Annotated in this window: 16 protein-coding genes; 6 read left to right on the top strand and 10 right to left on the bottom strand. The window is 46.7% G+C overall.

What is annotated here, in order from left to right:
• The coding region (locus tag QUB20_RS25045; RefSeq protein WP_333250836.1) for a calcium-binding protein at positions 1–539 on the top strand (539 nt) is incomplete at its 5' end.
• A 48-nt stretch (positions 540–587) separates the two neighbouring features.
• On the opposite strand, the gene QUB20_RS25040 is transcribed toward QUB20_RS25045, so the two are convergent.
• Positions 588–1,145 carry an NUDIX hydrolase gene (locus QUB20_RS25040; protein WP_333250834.1) on the bottom strand — a complete coding sequence of 186 codons (558 nt, stop codon included), beginning with the start codon at positions 1,143–1,145 and terminating at the stop codon, positions 588–590.
• Positions 1,146–1,235: 90 nt separating this feature from the next.
• Here QUB20_RS25040 and QUB20_RS25035 point away from each other — a divergent pair, with 90 nt between their 5' ends.
• Positions 1,236–2,561 carry an AMIN domain-containing protein gene (locus tag QUB20_RS25035; protein WP_333250832.1) on the top strand — a complete coding sequence of 442 codons (1,326 nt, stop codon included), beginning with the start codon at positions 1,236–1,238 and terminating at the stop codon, positions 2,559–2,561.
• A gap of 109 nt (positions 2,562–2,670) precedes the next feature.
• Here the strand turns inward: QUB20_RS25035 and QUB20_RS25030 are convergent, their stop codons facing one another.
• On the bottom strand, positions 2,671–3,273 hold the full coding sequence (locus tag QUB20_RS25030) for a DUF3172 domain-containing protein (protein ID WP_333057009.1): 603 nt from the start codon (positions 3,271–3,273) through the stop codon (positions 2,671–2,673).
• A gap of 291 nt (positions 3,274–3,564) precedes the next feature.
• On the opposite strand from QUB20_RS25030, the gene clpS reads away from it, so the two are divergent.
• Positions 3,565–3,846 carry an ATP-dependent Clp protease adapter ClpS gene (clpS, locus tag QUB20_RS25025; protein WP_015178019.1) on the top strand — a complete coding sequence of 94 codons (282 nt, stop codon included), beginning with the start codon at positions 3,565–3,567 and terminating at the stop codon, positions 3,844–3,846.
• Between the two features lie 231 nt (positions 3,847–4,077).
• On the opposite strand, the gene QUB20_RS25020 is transcribed toward clpS, so the two are convergent.
• Together QUB20_RS25020 and QUB20_RS25015 are read right to left on the bottom strand one after the other, a co-directional pair.
• The gene (locus QUB20_RS25020) at positions 4,078–4,410 is read right to left on the bottom strand and encodes an RNA-binding protein (RefSeq protein ID WP_190743136.1); all 333 of its coding nucleotides are present in this window, start codon (positions 4,408–4,410) and stop codon (positions 4,078–4,080) included.
• A 287-nt stretch (positions 4,411–4,697) separates the two neighbouring features.
• A complete protein-coding gene (locus tag QUB20_RS25015) occupies positions 4,698–5,975 on the bottom strand; it encodes a hypothetical protein (RefSeq protein WP_333057011.1) in 1,278 nt (425 codons plus the stop codon).
• A 408-nt stretch (positions 5,976–6,383) separates the two neighbouring features.
• Between QUB20_RS25015 and QUB20_RS25010 the strand changes: the two genes are divergently transcribed.
• Positions 6,384–7,766 carry a UDP-N-acetylmuramoyl-tripeptide--D-alanyl-D-alanine ligase gene (locus QUB20_RS25010; protein ID WP_333250830.1) on the top strand — a complete coding sequence of 461 codons (1,383 nt, stop codon included), beginning with the start codon at positions 6,384–6,386 and terminating at the stop codon, positions 7,764–7,766.
• A gap of 123 nt (positions 7,767–7,889) precedes the next feature.
• Here QUB20_RS25010 and QUB20_RS25005 read toward each other — a convergent pair whose 3' ends face one another.
• Positions 7,890–8,324, bottom strand: a complete 435-nt coding sequence (locus QUB20_RS25005) for a hypothetical protein (RefSeq protein WP_333250827.1) — start codon at positions 8,322–8,324, stop codon at positions 7,890–7,892.
• A 370-nt stretch (positions 8,325–8,694) separates the two neighbouring features.
• On the opposite strand from QUB20_RS25005, the gene QUB20_RS25000 reads away from it, so the two are divergent.
• On the top strand, positions 8,695–9,804 hold the full coding sequence (locus QUB20_RS25000) for an HNH endonuclease (RefSeq protein ID WP_333250825.1): 1,110 nt from the start codon (positions 8,695–8,697) through the stop codon (positions 9,802–9,804).
• Between the two features lie 116 nt (positions 9,805–9,920).
• On the opposite strand, the gene QUB20_RS24995 is transcribed toward QUB20_RS25000, so the two are convergent.
• The 3 genes from QUB20_RS24995 to QUB20_RS24985 form a co-directional block, all read right to left on the bottom strand.
• Positions 9,921–10,457: a Uma2 family endonuclease gene (locus tag QUB20_RS24995; RefSeq protein ID WP_333100238.1), complete on the bottom strand. Its 537-nt coding sequence runs from the start codon at positions 10,455–10,457 to the stop codon at positions 9,921–9,923.
• A gap of 123 nt (positions 10,458–10,580) precedes the next feature.
• Positions 10,581–12,665: an elongation factor G gene (gene fusA / locus QUB20_RS24990; protein WP_333250823.1), complete on the bottom strand. Its 2,085-nt coding sequence runs from the start codon at positions 12,663–12,665 to the stop codon at positions 10,581–10,583.
• A 932-nt stretch (positions 12,666–13,597) separates the two neighbouring features.
• Entirely contained in the window at positions 13,598–14,578 is a 981-nt protein-coding gene (locus QUB20_RS24985) for an ABC transporter ATP-binding protein (protein WP_333241944.1), read from the bottom strand.
• A 110-nt stretch (positions 14,579–14,688) separates the two neighbouring features.
• Here QUB20_RS24985 and QUB20_RS24980 point away from each other — a divergent pair, with 110 nt between their 5' ends.
• Complete coding sequence (locus QUB20_RS24980) at positions 14,689–14,877, top strand: hypothetical protein (protein ID WP_333056649.1); 189 nt, start codon at positions 14,689–14,691, stop codon at positions 14,875–14,877.
• A gap of 61 nt (positions 14,878–14,938) precedes the next feature.
• Here QUB20_RS24980 and QUB20_RS24975 read toward each other — a convergent pair whose 3' ends face one another.
• Both QUB20_RS24975 and QUB20_RS24970 read right to left on the bottom strand, forming a co-directional pair.
• On the bottom strand, positions 14,939–15,868 hold the full coding sequence (locus QUB20_RS24975; RefSeq protein ID WP_333241946.1) for a phosphoribulokinase: 930 nt from the start codon (positions 15,866–15,868) through the stop codon (positions 14,939–14,941).
• A 235-nt stretch (positions 15,869–16,103) separates the two neighbouring features.
• A complete protein-coding gene (locus tag QUB20_RS24970; RefSeq protein WP_333251397.1) occupies positions 16,104–17,735 on the bottom strand; it encodes a GTP-binding protein in 1,632 nt (543 codons plus the stop codon).
• Positions 17,736–18,052 lie beyond the last annotated feature (317 nt).

Raw genomic sequence — 18,052 nt, 5'->3', positions numbered from 1 at the left:
GGGATGATTTGATTTACGGGGATGATGGCAACGATATTTTGTGCGGCGATGAAGGTAATGATACTATTTTTGGCGATCGCGGGCAAAATGAACGAGGCGCTGTGGGTGAAGACGGCCAGCAAGACTGCATCAACGGTGGTAGTGGCGATGACCTGTTATACGGCAATGAAGGTCAAGATACTATTAACGGTGATCAGGGTAATGACACTATTTACGGAGGGAAAGATAGCGATATTCTCAATGGGGGTGCAGGGGATGACTGGCTGTTTGGCGATGGGGGAGATGATACTTTGATTGGGGGTACTGGGAATGATCACTTTGTGTTAAGTGCTAATAGTGGTATGGATACAGTGCTCAATTTTTCCGTAGGAAGTGATAAGTTTGTTCTGGCTGGTGGCTTGAGTTTTGAGGCTTTGCAAATTAATTCGACTGCCAATAGCACACTGCTACAAGTTGCGGCGACTGGGGAGGTTTTGGCTCAGGTTTTTGGCGCTGATAATACTATTACTTCTCTGGATTTTATGACTCTTTCGAGTTAAGACAATCCTCACAAAAAACAGCGTGTAGGGTTCCATTCACACAGCACCTTACCGCTGTTCATTCAAAAATTCTAATCCTAAAAAAATAGCTGCGATGCTTCCTGCTACACAAATTTCTCGGTTTTTTATTTTCAACAAAACTTCGGTAAGTGGGATTAAAACTACTTCAATATCTTCTGTAATATCTAATTGTATTTGGCTAACCAGCTTGACATTTTTAGCAAAGTATAGGTAGATAGAATTGGTGTCTTTTACCGGGTTATCATATAAGGTTGCTAGTTCCAAAATTTCTTCAGCAACATATCCCGTTTCTTCGGCAAGTTCTCTGGCGGCTGCCGATTTGCCGCTCTCTTCAGCAGGATTGAAAGATCCAGCAGGCAGTTCCAGCAAAATTTCGCCTACTCCGTGCCTGTATTGGCGCACTAATAAAAGTTCTTGCTGCTCTGTCGTGGCAAATACGAGGGCGATGTTGGGTCGGACATTAACAAAAAAGTCGTCTATAATTTGTCCGCTTGGCAATTCTATTTCATCTTGTCTAACCTGACACCAATTGTTGTTAAGAACGAAGCGCGATCGCAATAATTTCCATTTAGTTAAATTTTTCATATCGCCATAATGCTAAACTTTCAGCGTCATCCGAAGGCAAAATTTTCCCATCCATAATCTATTTCAGATCAAAAATTTCACCCAGCAGCCATGCCATACAAAAAATTACTCACCAGATTTGGGCAAGACTTACAAAAATTGACTGTTAATTCTTTACCAGCGGGATTGTTTGCGATCGAGTCACTGAGTCTGAGTCTAGCAGTCGTTGCCGCAGTTGCAGCAGTGCCAGCAACACTGGAACCAGCAAATGCTTCTACAGTCACAAGTTGGAAATTCGATCCGGCGACAAATCAGCTAGAAATTACTCTCCCAGAGGGCACAACCCCCAGATATTCTCTACTCAATCCGTCTCAGATTGCTGTGGATTTGCCCAATACTGAGATCGGAGTAGATGCAACTCAGCTATACCCACAAGGTAGAGTGCGTTCTGTGGGGGTGAGTCAACTTCAACCGGGAACGGCGAGAATTCTGGTCAATTTGGCTCCTGGAGTCGGTTTCAGCGCGGGGAAAGTTCAATTCCAAAGAAGCGGGTTAGAAAATCGCTGGGTGTTGCGTCCTTCGATCGAACCGACTCCGAATATGGAAACTCCCGAAACTCAACCCCAGCCTGCCATACAAGTACCGCAAAACCAGCCGCCGACTGATTCTAGGTCAATTAGTGCCCCAGAGGTCGATCGACCTGAGCCTCCTACTTCCCCGAATCCCGCTACAAATTATTCGCAGCCGCCAACTCCCAATGACCAAATCCGGCCGCTAAGAGTGCCTTTAGTCAATGTTCGCCTTGACGAACGCCGTGGGGTACAAGCTGCTGCTCTACCCCGCCTAGATCCTCAAATAACGGCTGCTGCACCCCAACAGCGGACGCTTACTTTTGGTGAACCGCTTCCTGGGGGACGATCGAATGCTCCTTTGCAGGCTGCGACTGGGGCGAATGTCTTGTTGCCGGCGGGCACGGAGCTGAGTTTACTATACCCGGGCGATCGGGCTTTGCGGCTGCAAGCGAAGCCCAGCCAAGAGGAAGTGCTGTTGCTGCAAGGGGGAATTTTCGACAGTCGCGGCAATACGATCATACCTGCTAATACGCCGGTCATCGGCCGATTTGAAACAACGAACCTCGGCAGTAGATTTGTGGTCGAAGCTATTAGTCTCAAGGGCCGCAATATTCCTCTGTTGGCTCGCTCAGAACCCGTGGGAGGCCGCCGACAACAGCCTTCCGATCGCAGTTTGTTGCGAAATACTGGTATTGGTGGCTTAGCTTTGTTCTTGCTGAGCGGCTTTTCCGGTGTCGGTTTGTTGGCGGGAGCAGCAGGTGGTGTTGCTACAACTTACGTGGCTGCTCCTCAACCTGCTACGATTCAACCCGGCCAAATTTTTCAAGTTCAGTTAACGGAAGATTTGCCCCAGTTTGGTTTTTGAAGCCAGAAGGAGTTTTCCATTCTCTGAAATAAAGTAGGGACTTAGGCTTTGCCTAAATCCCTACCCCATATCTGTAATTGACTCAACTGAAAACCGCTATATCGGCGATTTAGAAATTTTGACCTTCACTGGTTGGAGCTATCGAACCCGGTTGGTTGAGGAACAGGTTTTTAGCGCCGTCATTTTGGTAGATACAGTTAATTTCGGGTTGAGCTTCCAGGGGGCCGGTGAAGCCAAAGGTGTTCATGCGATTTTTGCAATCGCGCACTTGGTCTTGGCTGATGAGTTTTCTTTGTTCGAGAATTGCCCAGTTATTGGTTCGCAGGACGCATCCGGGGCGCATACTCGGCTGCGAGATGTAGACGTTGAAGGGGTTGAGGGTGACGTAGAGGCGCATATCTGTCACCATCGCGCTGGCTCCAAACTGCACGCAAAGTTCTGGGTTCGGGGCGCTGCGATCGATAAATTCGCGGGAGGCTACGTTCTCTGGGCTAATTGTAGCTGTGGAGCTAAAGGCAATGCCAATGCCAATTCCCAGAATAAAGACGGCTGTTAAAATCCCTAGGGTGGCGGAATTGAGGAAAGAGGGTTTACCGGACTGAGGTTGACGCCGCGACTGTCCGCCAAAGGAGCCTGGGTAGTCGGAGTCTTCATCTGCTCGGGATGGGTCGCCGCTGAATCTGTCGTTGTAGGATTTAGGTTTGCGTTTCATATAATGTTCGTTCCCTCAGTTCTGGAGACTCAACAGGTAGTAGTTTGTTATTTTTAACCGATCGCGCCTTTCTAATATTATGGCGCTAGGAAGGTGGTTGCCCAGGGTCCAGGACACGCCCTGTGGGTTTGGTGTTGGGTTCACAGCTCGCGATCGACCAAGGGGCTGCCTTGTCTGAATTTTCAGATTTCAATAAAATAGCTGAAAGTGAGATAGTCTTGCACAGCGGAGGAATCCGGCTCAAGATTGTTGACAAATTTTAACATTTTACAAGTCAGGAGGTATAGATTAGTGTCTGTCGAAATTATTCAAAAGCCTTCCACAGTCCGCAAGCTTGCACCGCGCTACCGCGTTCTGCTGCACAATGATGATTTCAATCCTATGGAGTACGTGGTGCAGACTTTGATGGCGACGGTACCGAGTCTGACTCAGCCACAGGCGGTAAATGTGATGATGGAAGCCCATACTAACGGGATGGGATTGGTGATTGTTTGCGCTCTCGAACACGCTGAGTTTTACGCTGAAACGCTCAATAATCACGGATTGAGCAGCAGCATCGAACCTGACGATTAGAACCTGACGGTACTGCAACGGATTCGCCCAGCCGGTTTCAGACTTATACCGTCAACCCTCATACATACCAAAAAGCCAAGGGTTCGGCCCTTGGCTTTTTGGTATATTTAATGCGGTAGATATGGAAACTTGAAGAGCATAGGTTTTTCGGAAAGGCCGGAAGTGGTTCGGAGCTAGGTGAGCTCTCGCGCCAATTTCAACTCTTCAATCTCAAATCTTTATCAGAGGAAATTAATAACGTCCTCCGCCGCCGCCCCCTCCGCGAGCAAATTTTCCAGGGCCACCGCCGCCCCGGTTGCCGCCGCCCCGGCCACCTTCATCTTCGCGGGGCTTGGCTTTGTTAACTTTGAGGTCGCGACCCATCCACTCTGCTCCGTCGAGAGCAGCAATCGCTGCATCTTCTTCTGCATCTGTGGACATTTCTACAAAACCGAAGCCGCGGGGGCGACTGGTTTCTCTGTCGGTAGGTAGATGTACCCGCTTAACAGTTCCGTATTCGGCGAAGACGGTGGTGATGTCTTCTTGGGTAACTTGGTAGGATAAGTTACCGACGTATATCGACATGAGGAATAACTCCAAAATTTAGACAGTGCGAAGATTTCAGTTTCGGAGAGTCCCCTGCCGATACAGAAGGGCAAGTTTTTAGACAATTCTGTAGCAATGAACAAAGCCTGCAACTGAATCTGATTCACACTTGGTACTTTAACATAGAATAATGTCTTTTGAGTAGGTTTCAGGAGTTAATTAAGTCGTTCAAATTAAAGGTAAAACTTTTAGGGTATTCAGAAACCTGGTTGATGGGTGTGATGTTTTGCCTGCAGTGGAAGCAAAGAAAGTTATGCCGCGCCCTCTCACCGCAGGAAAGATACATCCACCTTGCCAAAGTTGGTACTCAAAGCTAGGTTTACGTTTTCTAGGGCTTTGACTAACCACACCACGCCTTCTCGGGTACTGCATTCGTAGTGACCGAACAAAATTGCCAGCCGCTTTTCTAGGTAGGGCTTGACTTTGCCGCAAATTAGTACGATTTTCAGCAGCAAACCTGTGGTTTGGGTGGGACCGAGGTTTGAGATCAGGTCGATGAAGACAAAGTGGTTGGGCCGCACAGGACTCTCTACTACTAAAAAGTTCAATAACTGGCTGCAAGTTCTGATCATTAAAAATTCGTTAAACTTCTGATCGTCGCTGTGGGGCAGGGTATTTTGTAGTTGCTTATACAATTTTTCGTTAAAGAGACGTTTGCCGTAGCGATCGTCGGTGACAGAAGAAATCAGGTATTCGTACAAGTCGTCTTTAAAGGAGCGGTAGGACTGATTTGTGCTGGCGTTCGCCGTGAAACGGCCCGCTAGCTGTCTGTAGGTATCTGCTCCTTCTACTTTTCCGACAAATTGCTTGAGGGCAAAGAATAGTTCCGGGTCGGTCAACAGGGTCGGATTTTTTATAGGTTGTATACTTCTTTTGAAGACAATTGAGGTTTCCCGACGGGCTGTTTGGGCTTTTCTCACTTGGTGAGCAACATACTGGGAGAGGTTGATCTCAAATTGCTGCTGCTTTTGAGCTTGGATTTTTTTAATGATTTTTTGCTGTTCGTAGCTGCTGTCGTCGCTGAGCAGGCAGTGTTTGTAGAGGTAAGGGTAGCGGGGAATTAAGGTTCCGAGGGCGAGGGTAGCAGGGGTTTTGCTGCTGCTATCTTCATTGTTGTGAGTTATGACTTTGGCTAAACGTTGGAGGGTGAGGTACTGTTCGCTTTCGGTAAATTGATTTACTAATTGGGGGATGGAGCCTCGCCCCCGCGATCGATGGTATCCAAATAAGATTTTGGGTGCTTCTTCAAACAGAGCGATCAATTCAGGGATGGCTGCTTGCTTGCTGGGGTAGGTTTGCCAGCGGTTGATCAGGATGTGGCAGCAGCGGTTGAGAATGTATTTGAATTCTTGTTCGGCGTGTTTTGAGGCTGCTATTTTTTCGAGTGCTTCGGCGATCGAGCGATCGGGATATCCAGTACCCTGGATAAACAAAGTGCGAAAGCGACTGATGAGTTCGGCCGGCTGCTCTCGTTGTACCAACTCCAGCCAATGCTTGTAAAGTAGCTGTTCTTCTTCGTGGCTTTGTCTGTTGTAGTCGTTCACTGTGGATTAACCCTCCGAGGCTGGGGCAGGAGCTTTCAGCGCTATTATTTTGATGAATTGGCAAATGAATCGCAATAATTGAGTCAACCGAGCTTCTCGCCGGCGGAGACTTATGGGTAGAAGCTGTCAGCAGCTTAAGCCGATCGATATTTTTTGCTTAGTTAAACTATTTATCAACACCAGCATGACATGAATTGTTGGTAATTAGCAAGGCCTTAAATACCATCGACTGTGTAAAGTATTGGTAAAGATCGTGGGTGGGTACGGGATATTTTTTTGGTGAACCGACGATTTAGTATTAGGATGATCGAGGTCAATCCCGATCCGCCGCCCGCTGTTAGTTAAATTTGAGGTTGGGCGAGGTAGAATTAGCTGTGAAAATAATTATTTTAAATGTGAGTGCTGGTTATGGTTTGTCGCGTAAGTATCGCCCAACTTGCTGAAATTTTAACTGTACCTTTGCCTACTGTGTCTGAAGGCGTTTTGACAGTTGTAGGGACAGGTATTGCCACAGATACGCGCACTCTTGAGGGGGGTGAAGTATTTTTGGCGCTGCGGGGAGACAATTTTGACGGCCATCAATTTGTGGCAAAAGCCAGGGATTTGGGGGCGATTGCCGCGATTGTCGATCGACATTGGCAAGAGGAATTGCCGAATTTTCCGCTGTTGCGCGTTGACGATACTTTAAAAGCTTACCAGTCGATCGCCCGTTGGTGGCGTGACCAATTCAGTATACCTATAGTTGCTGTTACTGGGTCTGTAGGTAAAACTACTGTTAAAGAGTTAATTGCGGCGGTTTTGTCAACGACGGGAAATGTTCTTAAAACTCAATATAACTACAACAATGAAATTGGCGTACCAAAAACTCTGTTGGAGCTTTCACCCGCACACAATTATGCTGTAATTGAAATGGGAATGCGCGGCCGTGGTGAAATTGCGCTACTGTCGCAAATTGCGCGTCCTACTGTGGCGGTAATTACTAATGTAGGAACGGCGCATATTGGGCGATTGGGTTCGGAAGAGGCGATCGCCCAAGCTAAGTGCGAACTGTTAGCCGAAATGCCTGCTGATAGCATTGCTATTCTCAATCACGATTGTGACAGATTAATCCCAACTGCGGCCAAAGTTTGGCAGGGAAAAACTTTAACTTATGGTTTAGAAGGCGGGGATTTGTGCGGACAATTGCTCAATAATGATACAATACTTCTAGATGGTATAGAATTGCCGCTGCCGCTGCCGGGACGACACAATGCTCTAAATTATTTGGCGGCTTTGGCGGTAGGAAAAGTGTTAGGTATTGATTGGGAAGTTTTAAAGCAAGGTTTGTCTGTGCAGTTACCGGATGGACGGGCGCGCCGCTACGATTTGCCACAGGATATTGTGATTCTAGATGAGACTTACAATGCTGGTTTGGAGTCGATGTTGGCGGCCCTGAGACTATTAGCAGATACTCCGGGAAAGCGCCGGATTGCGGTGTTAGGAACGATGAAGGAATTGGGCGACAGGGCGATCGAGTTTCACCGACAAGTGGGAATGGCGGCGCGAGATTTACATCTTGATGCTTTGTTTGTTTTTGCTGATTTTGAGGAAGCGGCGGCGATGGCTGCGGGTGCGACGGGTTTGCCTTTTGTGGAGATAGGAGATATTACAGCCAAGGATGGGCGGGAAGATTTAGCAAAGCGGTTGTTGGGATTTGTCAAAAAGGGCGATCGGATTTTATTTAAAGCTTCTCATTCAGTTGAGTTGAATCGAGTTGTTGAGAAGTTTAGGGCAGATTTTGCGGGGGAGTAATAGAAAAGAAATTTTGGGGATTTGAAATTATGCGATCGCTTCTAGTCGATCGCCGCCTCAAACTCACGTTTCGATCGTTGATGCGTAGGGTAAGATGCCCATCTGCACCTAAGTCCCGATGGTTCAATATTTTGATAGCCCTCTGGCCTCGATTTCGATATCGGGCTCGATCTCAATTATTGAAATTTTGGCATTTTCAACTACTGTATTTCCCATCATTGTATTGTGCATTGCCTCAAACTTAGATTCTTCCTTAGCAATTCGTTCGTAGTGCAAAATTACGTGATAACGCTTTTCAATCGGCTCTCCCGAATCCGAAATTTCCACCGCATCCCAATCTATATTTTGAGAGTCTTCGGCTTGCTGGCGGTAGCGAGAGGCTAAATGTTCTAGGGCGATCGCGATCGCGTGTTCTTTCGTTTGTCCGTAAAAATTCATGGTATCATCAGGGCGATCGCTCAGAGATGACGAAATCTGACAAAGATACTGCCCGTTTGATTGAGCGCAAACGTCGATCGCAATTGTACCAGCAGTGCGATCGGGATTTATTTGAGTCATAAGCTGTTCGGCATTTAAAAGACGATAGTAGGGTGCGTCAGTCCATAAGCGTTTCCCAAGTCCTGTAAGTATTCTAACTGACCACGAATTTCTTGAGGGTAGAAGCCCCCGGATTTATCCGTGGAATCAATCCAAAATCGAAAATCGAAAATCCTCAAGCCCCCGCATTTATCCGTGGGGTCAATCTAAAATCTAAAATCTAAAATCTAAAATCTAAAATCTAAAATCGATTGACGCACCCTACAAGGCTGAAACTCACCACAGCAAAAGTTTTAGGAACCGGGGAAGCATGACCTATTTCAGGATATGTCGAAAAAAAAGCTAAAATATCGATTAGTTTTCGTTGCACTTGTCATGTCGGAGAGCAAATATGAATTCAGTTGAGGAAACCGAATTGTCACAAATCGTTGACTTGCCACTGATAGGGTCTGCTGAACAATATCTCTTCTCAGTCGAAGACAATCGAGAGCGTGCTGATAAGCTAAAAGAATTACTTATCCCTAAGCTTAAAATACTCATTAAAAAAGCTTGTGACCTAATTCACCAAGTTTATGGCACAGATGTACTCTCAGATTGCCGAATAACGACTACACCAGCCCATCGATCGGGAGCCAAGAAAACCAAGGCCGTCAAAGTAGCAACCGCTGGCTTGGCTATAAAAGGAAAAAGTTGGTATTTCCAACAGAGGTTCGAGTGTACTTCTGATAGTTTGTCTGTGCACTTTTTTGGATTAAGAGGGCTAGAAGGTAATCCGATTGTCCAAGTCCTGAAGAACCATTGGGAAGATGTTACTCGGATTTTGGAGCAGGGTAGATATGAAGTTTACTCTTATGCTATTGGATTACCGGGAGAAGCTTTTGATGAGTTAATTAACAAGCTGCAATTGGTTCCTGAAGGAGATTGGACAGGTACTTATATTTGGAGTCCATCCCTAGTTCTTCCTATTAAAGACCTAGATGCAGCTCAGCCAGTGATTGATAACTTTGTCACACTCTTTGCGATCTTTCGTGCTGCAATAAATGTGTTTCTTGGTGAGGAAGATCGTTTTGAGGACTACGTAAAATGTTTGTGGGATTGGCAAAGTCCGCTTCAGGTTCAGGAATCTGTAACTACTAGATTCTTTCCTGATGAAGTAGATTCAGTACAAACATTTCGTGAGGGGGCAGTACGGCAAGTTTCAGTCAACGCGTTTGAACGAGAGCCTAAAGCTCGGCAAAAATGTATTGATTATTACGGTTCAAGTTGCTCTATTTGTGGTTTCGATTTTGGCAGAGCTTTTGGGCAACGGGGAAAAGGTTTCATTCATGTTCATCATCTAAAACCCCTTTCAGAAATTGCAGAAGAGTATGAAATTGACCCTATAAAAGATTTGCGTCCTGTTTGCCCAAATTGTCACGCTATGATTCATCGTCGTTCACCACCATTTAGTCTTGAAGAAATCCAGATGTTGTTGAAGTCTGCTCGTGGTTCTACTATCTAATATGTGGGGCTTGCTGAATAAGCCGATCGCAAACCCAGACCACGCAATATGCGGTATATTCAGCAAACCCTAATTACTATCAACGGGGTTTTAAACCCAGTTTTCTAATAAAATGCCTACTGTCGGCGAATCATAGCCATCACAGCATCAACCGTAAGTTCCGGGAGAATACCTAAAACTGGTAAAATATCTGCACCCGAACAGATTATAGGTAGCTCCTCACCCTGCCATACCCAAACTTGTTGGTGAGAGAGATCGATTAGCCATGCTAATTGCGTGCCGTTAATGAGGCAGTGGAGGATCTTATTCTGCAATTTTAAAGTGCTTTGATCCGGCGATAGAATTTCAATTAACCAATCCGGTGCGCCGTTAAGTGGTCCGTCTTCATCGGTAAGCCGATCGCCTGCTACAATCGCTATATCTGGTACTGGCGAGTAGGGAAGTACCAAGCAACGCAACTCTGGTATCGCTTCAAACCGATCAGTCCGATCGTTGATATAGTTAACCAAGTTGTGTTGCAGTCGCGAATGAAAAAGGGTTGGCATAGTTTTTTGAACTGCTCGTCCCAGAATAAATTCCCATGCAGGCGAGGATTCAATATCCGGTTGAGCGAGGAAGTCTGTTAGTGAAAGTGTTGCGATCGACTCAATCATATTTTTTTGTCGAACCTCACTGTACTTATTATCTAGATTAAATCCCCGACTTCGTAGAAGTTGTCGGGGATTTAATTGTTCTGTTTGACTCCAGATAGCACCTACCAGGAGTCAAAAGCACTACTACTTCGCAGCTTGACGCTCTTTTGCCGCTTTGATCACTTCTTCAGCGATATTGTTCGGACAAGGAGCATAGTGCGAGAAGGACATGGAAAACTGTCCGCGCCCAGATGTCATAGTACGCAAATCGCTAATGTAACCAAACATTTCGCTCAACGGTACATCTGCCTTGATCCGCGCTCCCGTTTGTCCTGTCTCCTGAGATTTCATCATCCCCCGGCGGCGGTTGAGGTCGCCGATCACGTCGCCCATGTAGTCATCTGGAGTGAATACATCGACATTCATAATCGGTTCGAGCAACTGAGGCCCCGCTTTCGGCAGAGACTGGCGATAGGCCGCTTTGGCAGCAATTTCAAAGGCCATTGCTGACGAGTCAACGGGGTGGAAACCGCCTTCTAGAAGCGTGAATTTCAAGTCGAGGCAGGGGAATCCAGCCAAGACGCCTTTGTCGATGCAGCTTTCAAAGCCTTTTTCGACCGCTGGCCAATATTCTCTCGGTACACTACCACCAGTCACTTTTGACTCAAATATGAAGCCACTTCCAGGCTCACCAGGCTCGATCACGTAGCCGATTTTGGCAAATTGACCGGAACCACCTGATTGCTTTTTGTGGGTGTAATCGTCTTCGAGGCGCTTGGTAATCGACTCGCGGTAGGCTACCTGTGGTTCGCCGACTTCTACTTCGATGCCGTGGGTGCGCTTGAGAATGTCTACTTTGATGTCGAGGTGTAACTCGCCCATCCCCTTGAGAATCGTTTCGCCACTTTCTTGATCCGTCACCATGTGGAAGGAAGGGTCTTCTTGCACCATCTTGGTGAGGGCTGCTCCCATTTTTTCTTCGCCGCCTTTTTGTTTCGGTTTGACCGAAATCGAAATAACGGGATCGGGGAATACCATCGGCTCTAGGGTTGCGGGATTTTTGGGGTCGCAGATGGTGTGTCCGGTGCGGACGTTTTTCATACCGACGATCGCCACAATGTCCCCGGCTTGGGCGGATTCAATTTCTTCACGAGAGTTGGCGTGCATCTCCACCAAACGACTGATGCGCTCGGTTTTGCCTGTGGCGGTGTTGAGTACGGTGTCGCCCTTGGACAGAGTACCGGAGTACAAGCGTGTGAAGGTTAGAGCGCCGTAGCGATCGTCCATGATCTTAAACGCGAGTGCCCGCAATGGCCTGTTGGGATCGACGATCGCAAACTCGCCGGTTTCCTCGCCATCGAGATCGACTTCTGGCTGCGGTGTGACTTCCATCGGGTTCGGCAGGTAGTCAACTACGGCATCAAGAACCAACTGCACGCCTTTGTTTTTAAACGATGAGCCGCAGTAGGTGGGGAAAAATGCCCGATCGCGAGTACCTTTGCGAATGCAGCGCTTGAGGTCGTCGAGGCTCGGCTCGTTGCCTTCGAGATACTGTTCCATCACAGTGTCGTCTTGCTCGACGGCCAGTTCGATCAACTTTTCGCGCCAAGTTTCGACATCATCGACCATATCGGCGGGAACATCTTTAATTTGATAGTTCAGGGGATCGCCGGAATCATCCCAGATCCAGGCTTTGCGGGTCAGCAAATCGACTACGCCGCAAAACTTTTCTTCTATGCCGATCGGCAATACCATCACCATCGGTTTAGCGCCAAGGATTTTATCAACTTGCTTGACAACGCGGTAAAAATCTGCACCGGTGCGATCGAGCTTATTGATGTAGATGACGCGAGCGACTTTGGAATCGTTAGCGTAGCGCCAGTTGGTTTCAGATTGCGGTTCAACTCCACCCGAACCGCAGAACACACCAATGCCACCATCGAGAACCTTCAAAGAACGGTAAACCTCGATCGTGAAATCGACGTGTCCCGGAGTATCGATGATGTTGAGCTGATGCTCGTTCCAGAAGCAGGTGGTAGCAGCGGATTGAATGGTAATACCGCGCTCTTGCTCCTGTTCCATGAAGTCAGTAGTCGCCGCGCCTTCGTGAACTTCACCGATTTTGTGGATTTTACCCGTCAGTTTCAGGATTCTTTCAGTTGTGGTGGTCTTGCCAGCATCTACGTGGGCGAAGATGCCGATATTTCGATAACGAGTGAGATCTTTCATAAATTAGTGTTGAGATTAAATGCGACGAACCGTCGGCGACCACCTGCAAGCGTGACAAGCGAGGAATCAATGTTGCCTGGTAAGGCCAGTACAGGCCGGATTTCCTTTTTCCTGTTTCTGGCAGGACTATCTTAATTTTGACACTTCTCCGTCATTCCTGCGAAGGATTCTTGGTTTAATAAGAGCCCCAAGCCTGACAACTCATAAAAATACCCTAGACCAAGGGAAAAATCGTCTCCGAAAGTAGGTTGGGTTGAGGCACTCCTACCCAACAACTTCGTGTTTTTGACGTTTCGCTCAACCTGATATTTTGCAGCAGTCTCAGCAAAAAAGTATAAACCGCGTTTCCTGACAAAAAACCTAGGATTTTAGGTGAGTTTATGGGAAGAAAACCGATTTCTGACATTACTGACATTAAATAAGGATCGCGAATTAAATAACTTACAATTTTAATTGTTATTGTGGGAGGGGCGGCCCGCCCGTCAAAAAAGGACGGGCGGGACGCCCATCCCACTTTCAAGAGTGGAAGCTATTTAATTCTCATTCCTAAGATCATTTCAGTTTGATTCAGATTTGTATGATGTTAAATCTTGTAGGGGCGGGTTCACGAATAATACAGCATATTCGGTGGTTCATGAAGTACAGTATCCGCCTTAATTGTTGGTACATTGTTATGTAGGGTGCGGATCTGCTCATGTTTAATGAAACTTGCAGATTGACTGGTGGCGACGCACCGATGCTTACGACAAGATTGTGTGTACCGCATATACATGGAATATGCTGTAATTGCCCAAAACCCACAATCTCGTAAACCCGCCCCCGCGCCACCATCAATCCCAATCTACGTCTTTTAAGATATAGCCTTTCTCAAAAAAAGTGAGGTATGCCCTATGCCCATGAGTACCTCCTATGAGAACTCAAAAGGCTATACTTCAACCACTAGAATAAATCCCTCTTTCTTGCAGTTGCTGCATAAAAAACTCTTCCAAACTAGGCTTAGCCAAATTCATCCCAATTAGCTGCCCTCCCGTACCGCTCAGACTAGAAATAAACTCCTTCGGATCGCCCTGCAAATGACCGTACCACAAATCATTATCAACTTCCATATCCGGTATCCACTTTTGCAGGATATTCAAGTGGCCTCCCCTACCTTCAACCCGGTAAGTTTCAGTATTACCCAAAAGTTCATCGATCGCACCCATGCAGATTAATTCACCCTTAGCCAAAATTGCCACTCGATCGCAAATCTTCTCCACATCCGACAATATATGCGAATTAAAAAAAATTGTTTTTCCTTGATTTTTCAGCGATAAAATTATCTCCCGCATCTGATAGCGTCCCATCGGATCTAAACCAGACATCGGCTCATCTAAAAATACCACATCTGGATTGTTAATCAAAGCTTGAGCCATGCCGATCCGTTGCAGCATTCCCTTAGAATACTGGCGCAACTGTTTTTTAATTGCCGCCGATTGAGATAGCCCAACTAAGTCTAGCAAATTGGGAATTCGCTGTCGCTGAATCGAGGTGGGAATTTGAAATAACCCCGCCGCAAATTGCAAGAATTCCCAGCCCGTGAGATAATCGTAAAAATAGGGATTTTCTGGCAAATAGCCGACTCGCTGCTTCACAGTGCGATCGCCCAAAGGCCTCCCCAACAGCAGCGCCCGGCCAGAAGTGGGCCGCACTATACCCAGCAAAGTTTTCAGCAGCGTAGTTTTCCCCGCTCCATTTTGCCCTAACAACCCAAAAGTTTCCCCCTCAGAGATAGTCAGAGTGCAATTTTTGAGCGATTCAATTTTTTCATTCATCCAGAAGCCAGTACGGTAGAACTTCCCCAGATTAAATGTTTCCACCACTGGGGTAGCTCTGGGCATCTCGGTGGGATTTGGCGCATCTATAAGAGGTTCCATTTTTGTCAGAGAAATAACTAGCACCTGATTATATTCTATTGCATAAGTTAAGTAATAATTGCTCTTTTTAATGTTAAACTAATATTAGCTGTAGTTAAAATTTTCTCAATATGGAACGTTCAAAACTTGTTGCTATTATCACTGGAGTGATTTCTATAGTTTTAGCAGTTGCCTACCTGCTCCTTGTTACCCTCCTTGACTTCCGAGGCGAAATGGTGCCCGCACCTCAAAGTCAGTTGCCAGTCTCCATGCCACTTCAGCAATTAGGCACTGTTAACCAGACTTTGCGAGTACATTAGTTATTGGTTATTAATCATTGCAATAACAACTAACAACCAACAACTGCTAACTGCCAACTAACTAATACACATGAATTGCTTTCATCATGTGATATGCAACCAGCAACTGCGTCAAAGCTAGCGGGTAACTTTGCAAAACTTCGCCAGTTGTGCCGATCAGTTTGCCAATTTCCGGGTTGCCTTGGGCGGAACAAAATCCCCGCAGGTGCGGCAACTCGCCGCACAACATCATTTCCAGTTCGTTTACTTGCTCGCTGGTAGCGTGGGAGTCTACTTCCAAAACGTCCACTGGTTTGCCCATATCCCGATCGAGTCCCAAGCGAATTGCAGGTTTAAAACTCTCGCTGCCTCGACCTAAAATTTCAGTAAAATCAGGGTGAGGAATTGTCGGTCTGAGCACTAAACGGACGCTCAAATTTGATTCATTTTCCGCTTCGGGCGGGTAAAAACTAACTACAACGTCGGCCGATTTGCGCTGAGGACGAATGAAGTCTTCAGAGTCTGGTTCCCGTTTTTTTATTTCTGCAAGCACCTGTTCTTCAGTATAACCGCGCTTCATGACATCGCGCTTAACTTTCCACTGAGTTCGCAACTCTTCGGGAGGAGCAAGATACACTTTTACGTCGTAAGAATCGCGGATTGTTCGGGTTGCGTAACCCAGCAAACCTTCAACTATGACAAATTTGCTGGGCTTGATGTATTCCGGCGGGTCAAATGTACCTGTCGTGTGGTTGTAGATGGGTTTGAGAATTGCTTGTCCGGTACGCAGCAGGCTGAGGTGCTGCTGCATGATATCGAGGTGATTGCAGTCGGGATGCAATGCTGTGATTCCGATTTCGGCCCGCTGCTTTCTGTCGTAGCGATGATAGTCGTCAGTGCAAATCACAGTGACATTTTCTGGCCCCAATACTTGGGCAATTCCCCGCGTCAGGGTGGTTTTGCCCGCTGCGCTGTCTCCGACAATACCGAGAATAATTGGTCGATCGCTCATTGTTTTTACCCGGACGCACAATAGCAAATTTTGTTGTCAATCTTCAATCTTATCAAAATTGTGTTCCATCCGATCGCTCGGTTTGACTTGCTCCCCCCGGAGTCTCCCCCCTGTGTAAAATTATTGTAAAATTTCTTAATAAAATTCAACAAAGCATACTCAGGGAACATCTCATTGAACGATCGTAATTACCCAATTCTCAATTCCCTGTTTGCCAAATTCCCTGTTTTGCCCATTACCAGTCATCGTTTCGTTTGTTGCTGTAAGTTTCCCAATCGTCTTGTTGTGGTGGCTGATACAAAGGTTCTGCTTCCAATTCGGCTGACATTTCTAATTCAGGTTCCGATTCCTGCTGATAAATGTTCAAAGGTTCGACAACGCGGGCGAGCGCATCTTTGACAAATGCTTTGACAAACTCGTCCTTCCTATTTAACTGAAACTGCCTTTGTACAACTTCGGCGATGCCACCATCGCCCCAATCTTGGTCATGGCGGAAATATTCAATAAAACTTTTACCAGCAATTCTAGTTAAATAAGCCGCACTAACTGCTTGAATTGCTTTGCCAAGTACAAACCCCGCTACGCTTAATTGCAGCGCCCTTGACACTACTTGAATTACCCCTTCAACTATTCCCAAACTTGCTAGGGTTTTTGCTAGAGACAATGCCAATTCTTTCGCGCGATCGATATTTAATTCGCAGCCGTAAATTTTGGCAATTTCTACTACCATTTGAGCGTTAACTGCTGCTGTCGCTAACAAATCCACAACAGGCAAAGGCGTTACGGCAATTACTCCGGCTCCGATCCACTGAAATCGCTCTACTGCCTTATCAGCTTGCCGCCTTCTTTGAGCATCAATTAACTTGCGCGCTTGGTCTCCCAAGTGCTGAGATTGCAACAAAATATTATCCGCAATTAAGTCTTCACCTTCGGCTCGTAAAATCGCAGCGACGCGCCGAATTAATGGCATAATATCCGGGTCTGGCTGAAAAATTGTGCCGTCTTCTAGTACAACTTTTTGCGGATTGGCGCTAATTGCTACTACATCCATTGCTGATACAAAACCTTTGACTCGCTGCCGCAGTTGATCGAGAATTTCATCTCTGTCGGTGTCGGGATAAAGGTCAACTTTATTAAAAACCACGATCGACCTTTTGCCAATTTCCGCCAAAGTCCGCAGCGGTTCGTACTCGGATTTGCGTAAATCACCGTCCAAAACAAATAAGATCAAATCTGCCCTCGCCGCCAACTGCCTCGCCAATTCCTCTCTGTAAGTCCCCGCAACTCCCGCTTCCAAGATGCCTGGAGTATCAGTAATTGCTAATTCTCGATCGATTCCTTTCAATTTCAGAGTGTAAGTTTCCCCAACTTCGGTAGTTCCCATCGGCGCGCCCACCTGTCCCGCCATCCGCCCCACCAGCGCATTCACAGCGGAAGTTTTGCCCGCAGAACCGGTGCCGAAAACAACTACTCGAACGCTGCCCCTCGCCATGCTAGCTTCAATTTCGCGGGCTCTCAACAGCAAAGCTTGCCGCGCTACTTCATCTTGAATGCGATCGACTTGTTGCCGAATTGCTTTAAGATTTTCCGAAGCAGCTTCACTTTTCACAACAGGAATCTTCGGAGTAATCGGCCGTTTTCCCTTAACTTTCTGGGGGCGTTGCAGCAGCCTAAAATAGTAAACCAGCGCAAAAATTAGGGTTCCCAAAAGTACAATTATCAGGAAAATCAGCAAATTAGCCAGCAGCGGAGAAGCAGACCACGCAACTTGACTGTAAAGCCCTGTTAAGGAACTCACCAGCCCAATAATCAGCCCCAGGGCGAGGCAGAAAGCAGCAATTAAGGTTAACAGGCGCGGCAAAGGCATGAGGGGAGTGGCAAATAAAAGGGTTATACTTTGATTTTTACATTACGCCGATCGTCATCAGTCATGGCAAATCTAAAATCTAAAATCTAAAATCTAAAATGGCCGAGCGCCCGATGGTACTGCGCGAACCCGCAAATCCCGATTCTGTCGCACTGCGGGCGCGATTTGCGGGGTTTTAGTGGTAGCGGGTGCAGATAAAGTGCGATCGCGCCGGAGTCTGCAATTGTAGCTTGCACGAGAACTTAGGATCGCGAATTAAATAACTTACAATTTTAATTGTTATTGTGGGATGGGCGTCCCGCCCGTCCTTTTTGGAC

The sequence above is a fragment of the Microcoleus sp. B4-C2 genome (assembly GCF_036705265.1).
Taxonomy (GTDB): domain Bacteria; phylum Cyanobacteriota; class Cyanobacteriia; order Cyanobacteriales; family Microcoleaceae; genus Microcoleus.
This window is presented reverse-complemented; position numbering and strand designations above follow the sequence as displayed.

Bases quoted from the DNA above. Each gene is read 5' to 3' on its own strand.
- QUB20_RS25010 (WP_333250830.1), top strand. From the start codon at position 6,384: ATGGTTTGTCGCGTAAGTATCGCCCAACTTGCTGAAATTTTAACTGTA.
- QUB20_RS24970 (WP_333251397.1), bottom strand. From the start codon at position 17,735: ATGCCTTTGCCGCGCCTGTTAACCTTAATTGCTGCTTTCTGCCTCGCC.
- QUB20_RS24975 (WP_333241946.1), bottom strand. From the start codon at position 15,868: ATGAGCGATCGACCAATTATTCTCGGTATTGTCGGAGACAGCGCAGCG.
- fusA (WP_333250823.1), bottom strand. From the start codon at position 12,665: ATGAAAGATCTCACTCGTTATCGAAATATCGGCATCTTCGCCCACGTA.
- QUB20_RS25035 (WP_333250832.1), top strand. From the start codon at position 1,236: ATGCCATACAAAAAATTACTCACCAGATTTGGGCAAGACTTACAAAAA.
- QUB20_RS25030 (WP_333057009.1), bottom strand. From the start codon at position 3,273: ATGAAACGCAAACCTAAATCCTACAACGACAGATTCAGCGGCGACCCA.
- QUB20_RS25005 (WP_333250827.1), bottom strand. From the start codon at position 8,324: ATGACTCAAATAAATCCCGATCGCACTGCTGGTACAATTGCGATCGAC.
- QUB20_RS25020 (WP_190743136.1), bottom strand. From the start codon at position 4,410: ATGTCGATATACGTCGGTAACTTATCCTACCAAGTTACCCAAGAAGAC.
- QUB20_RS25000 (WP_333250825.1), top strand. From the start codon at position 8,695: ATGAATTCAGTTGAGGAAACCGAATTGTCACAAATCGTTGACTTGCCA.
- QUB20_RS24980 (WP_333056649.1), top strand. From the start codon at position 14,689: ATGGAACGTTCAAAACTTGTTGCTATTATCACTGGAGTGATTTCTATA.
- QUB20_RS24985 (WP_333241944.1), bottom strand. From the start codon at position 14,578: ATGGAACCTCTTATAGATGCGCCAAATCCCACCGAGATGCCCAGAGCT.
- QUB20_RS25040 (WP_333250834.1), bottom strand. From the start codon at position 1,145: ATGAAAAATTTAACTAAATGGAAATTATTGCGATCGCGCTTCGTTCTT.
- QUB20_RS24995 (WP_333100238.1), bottom strand. From the start codon at position 10,457: ATGATTGAGTCGATCGCAACACTTTCACTAACAGACTTCCTCGCTCAA.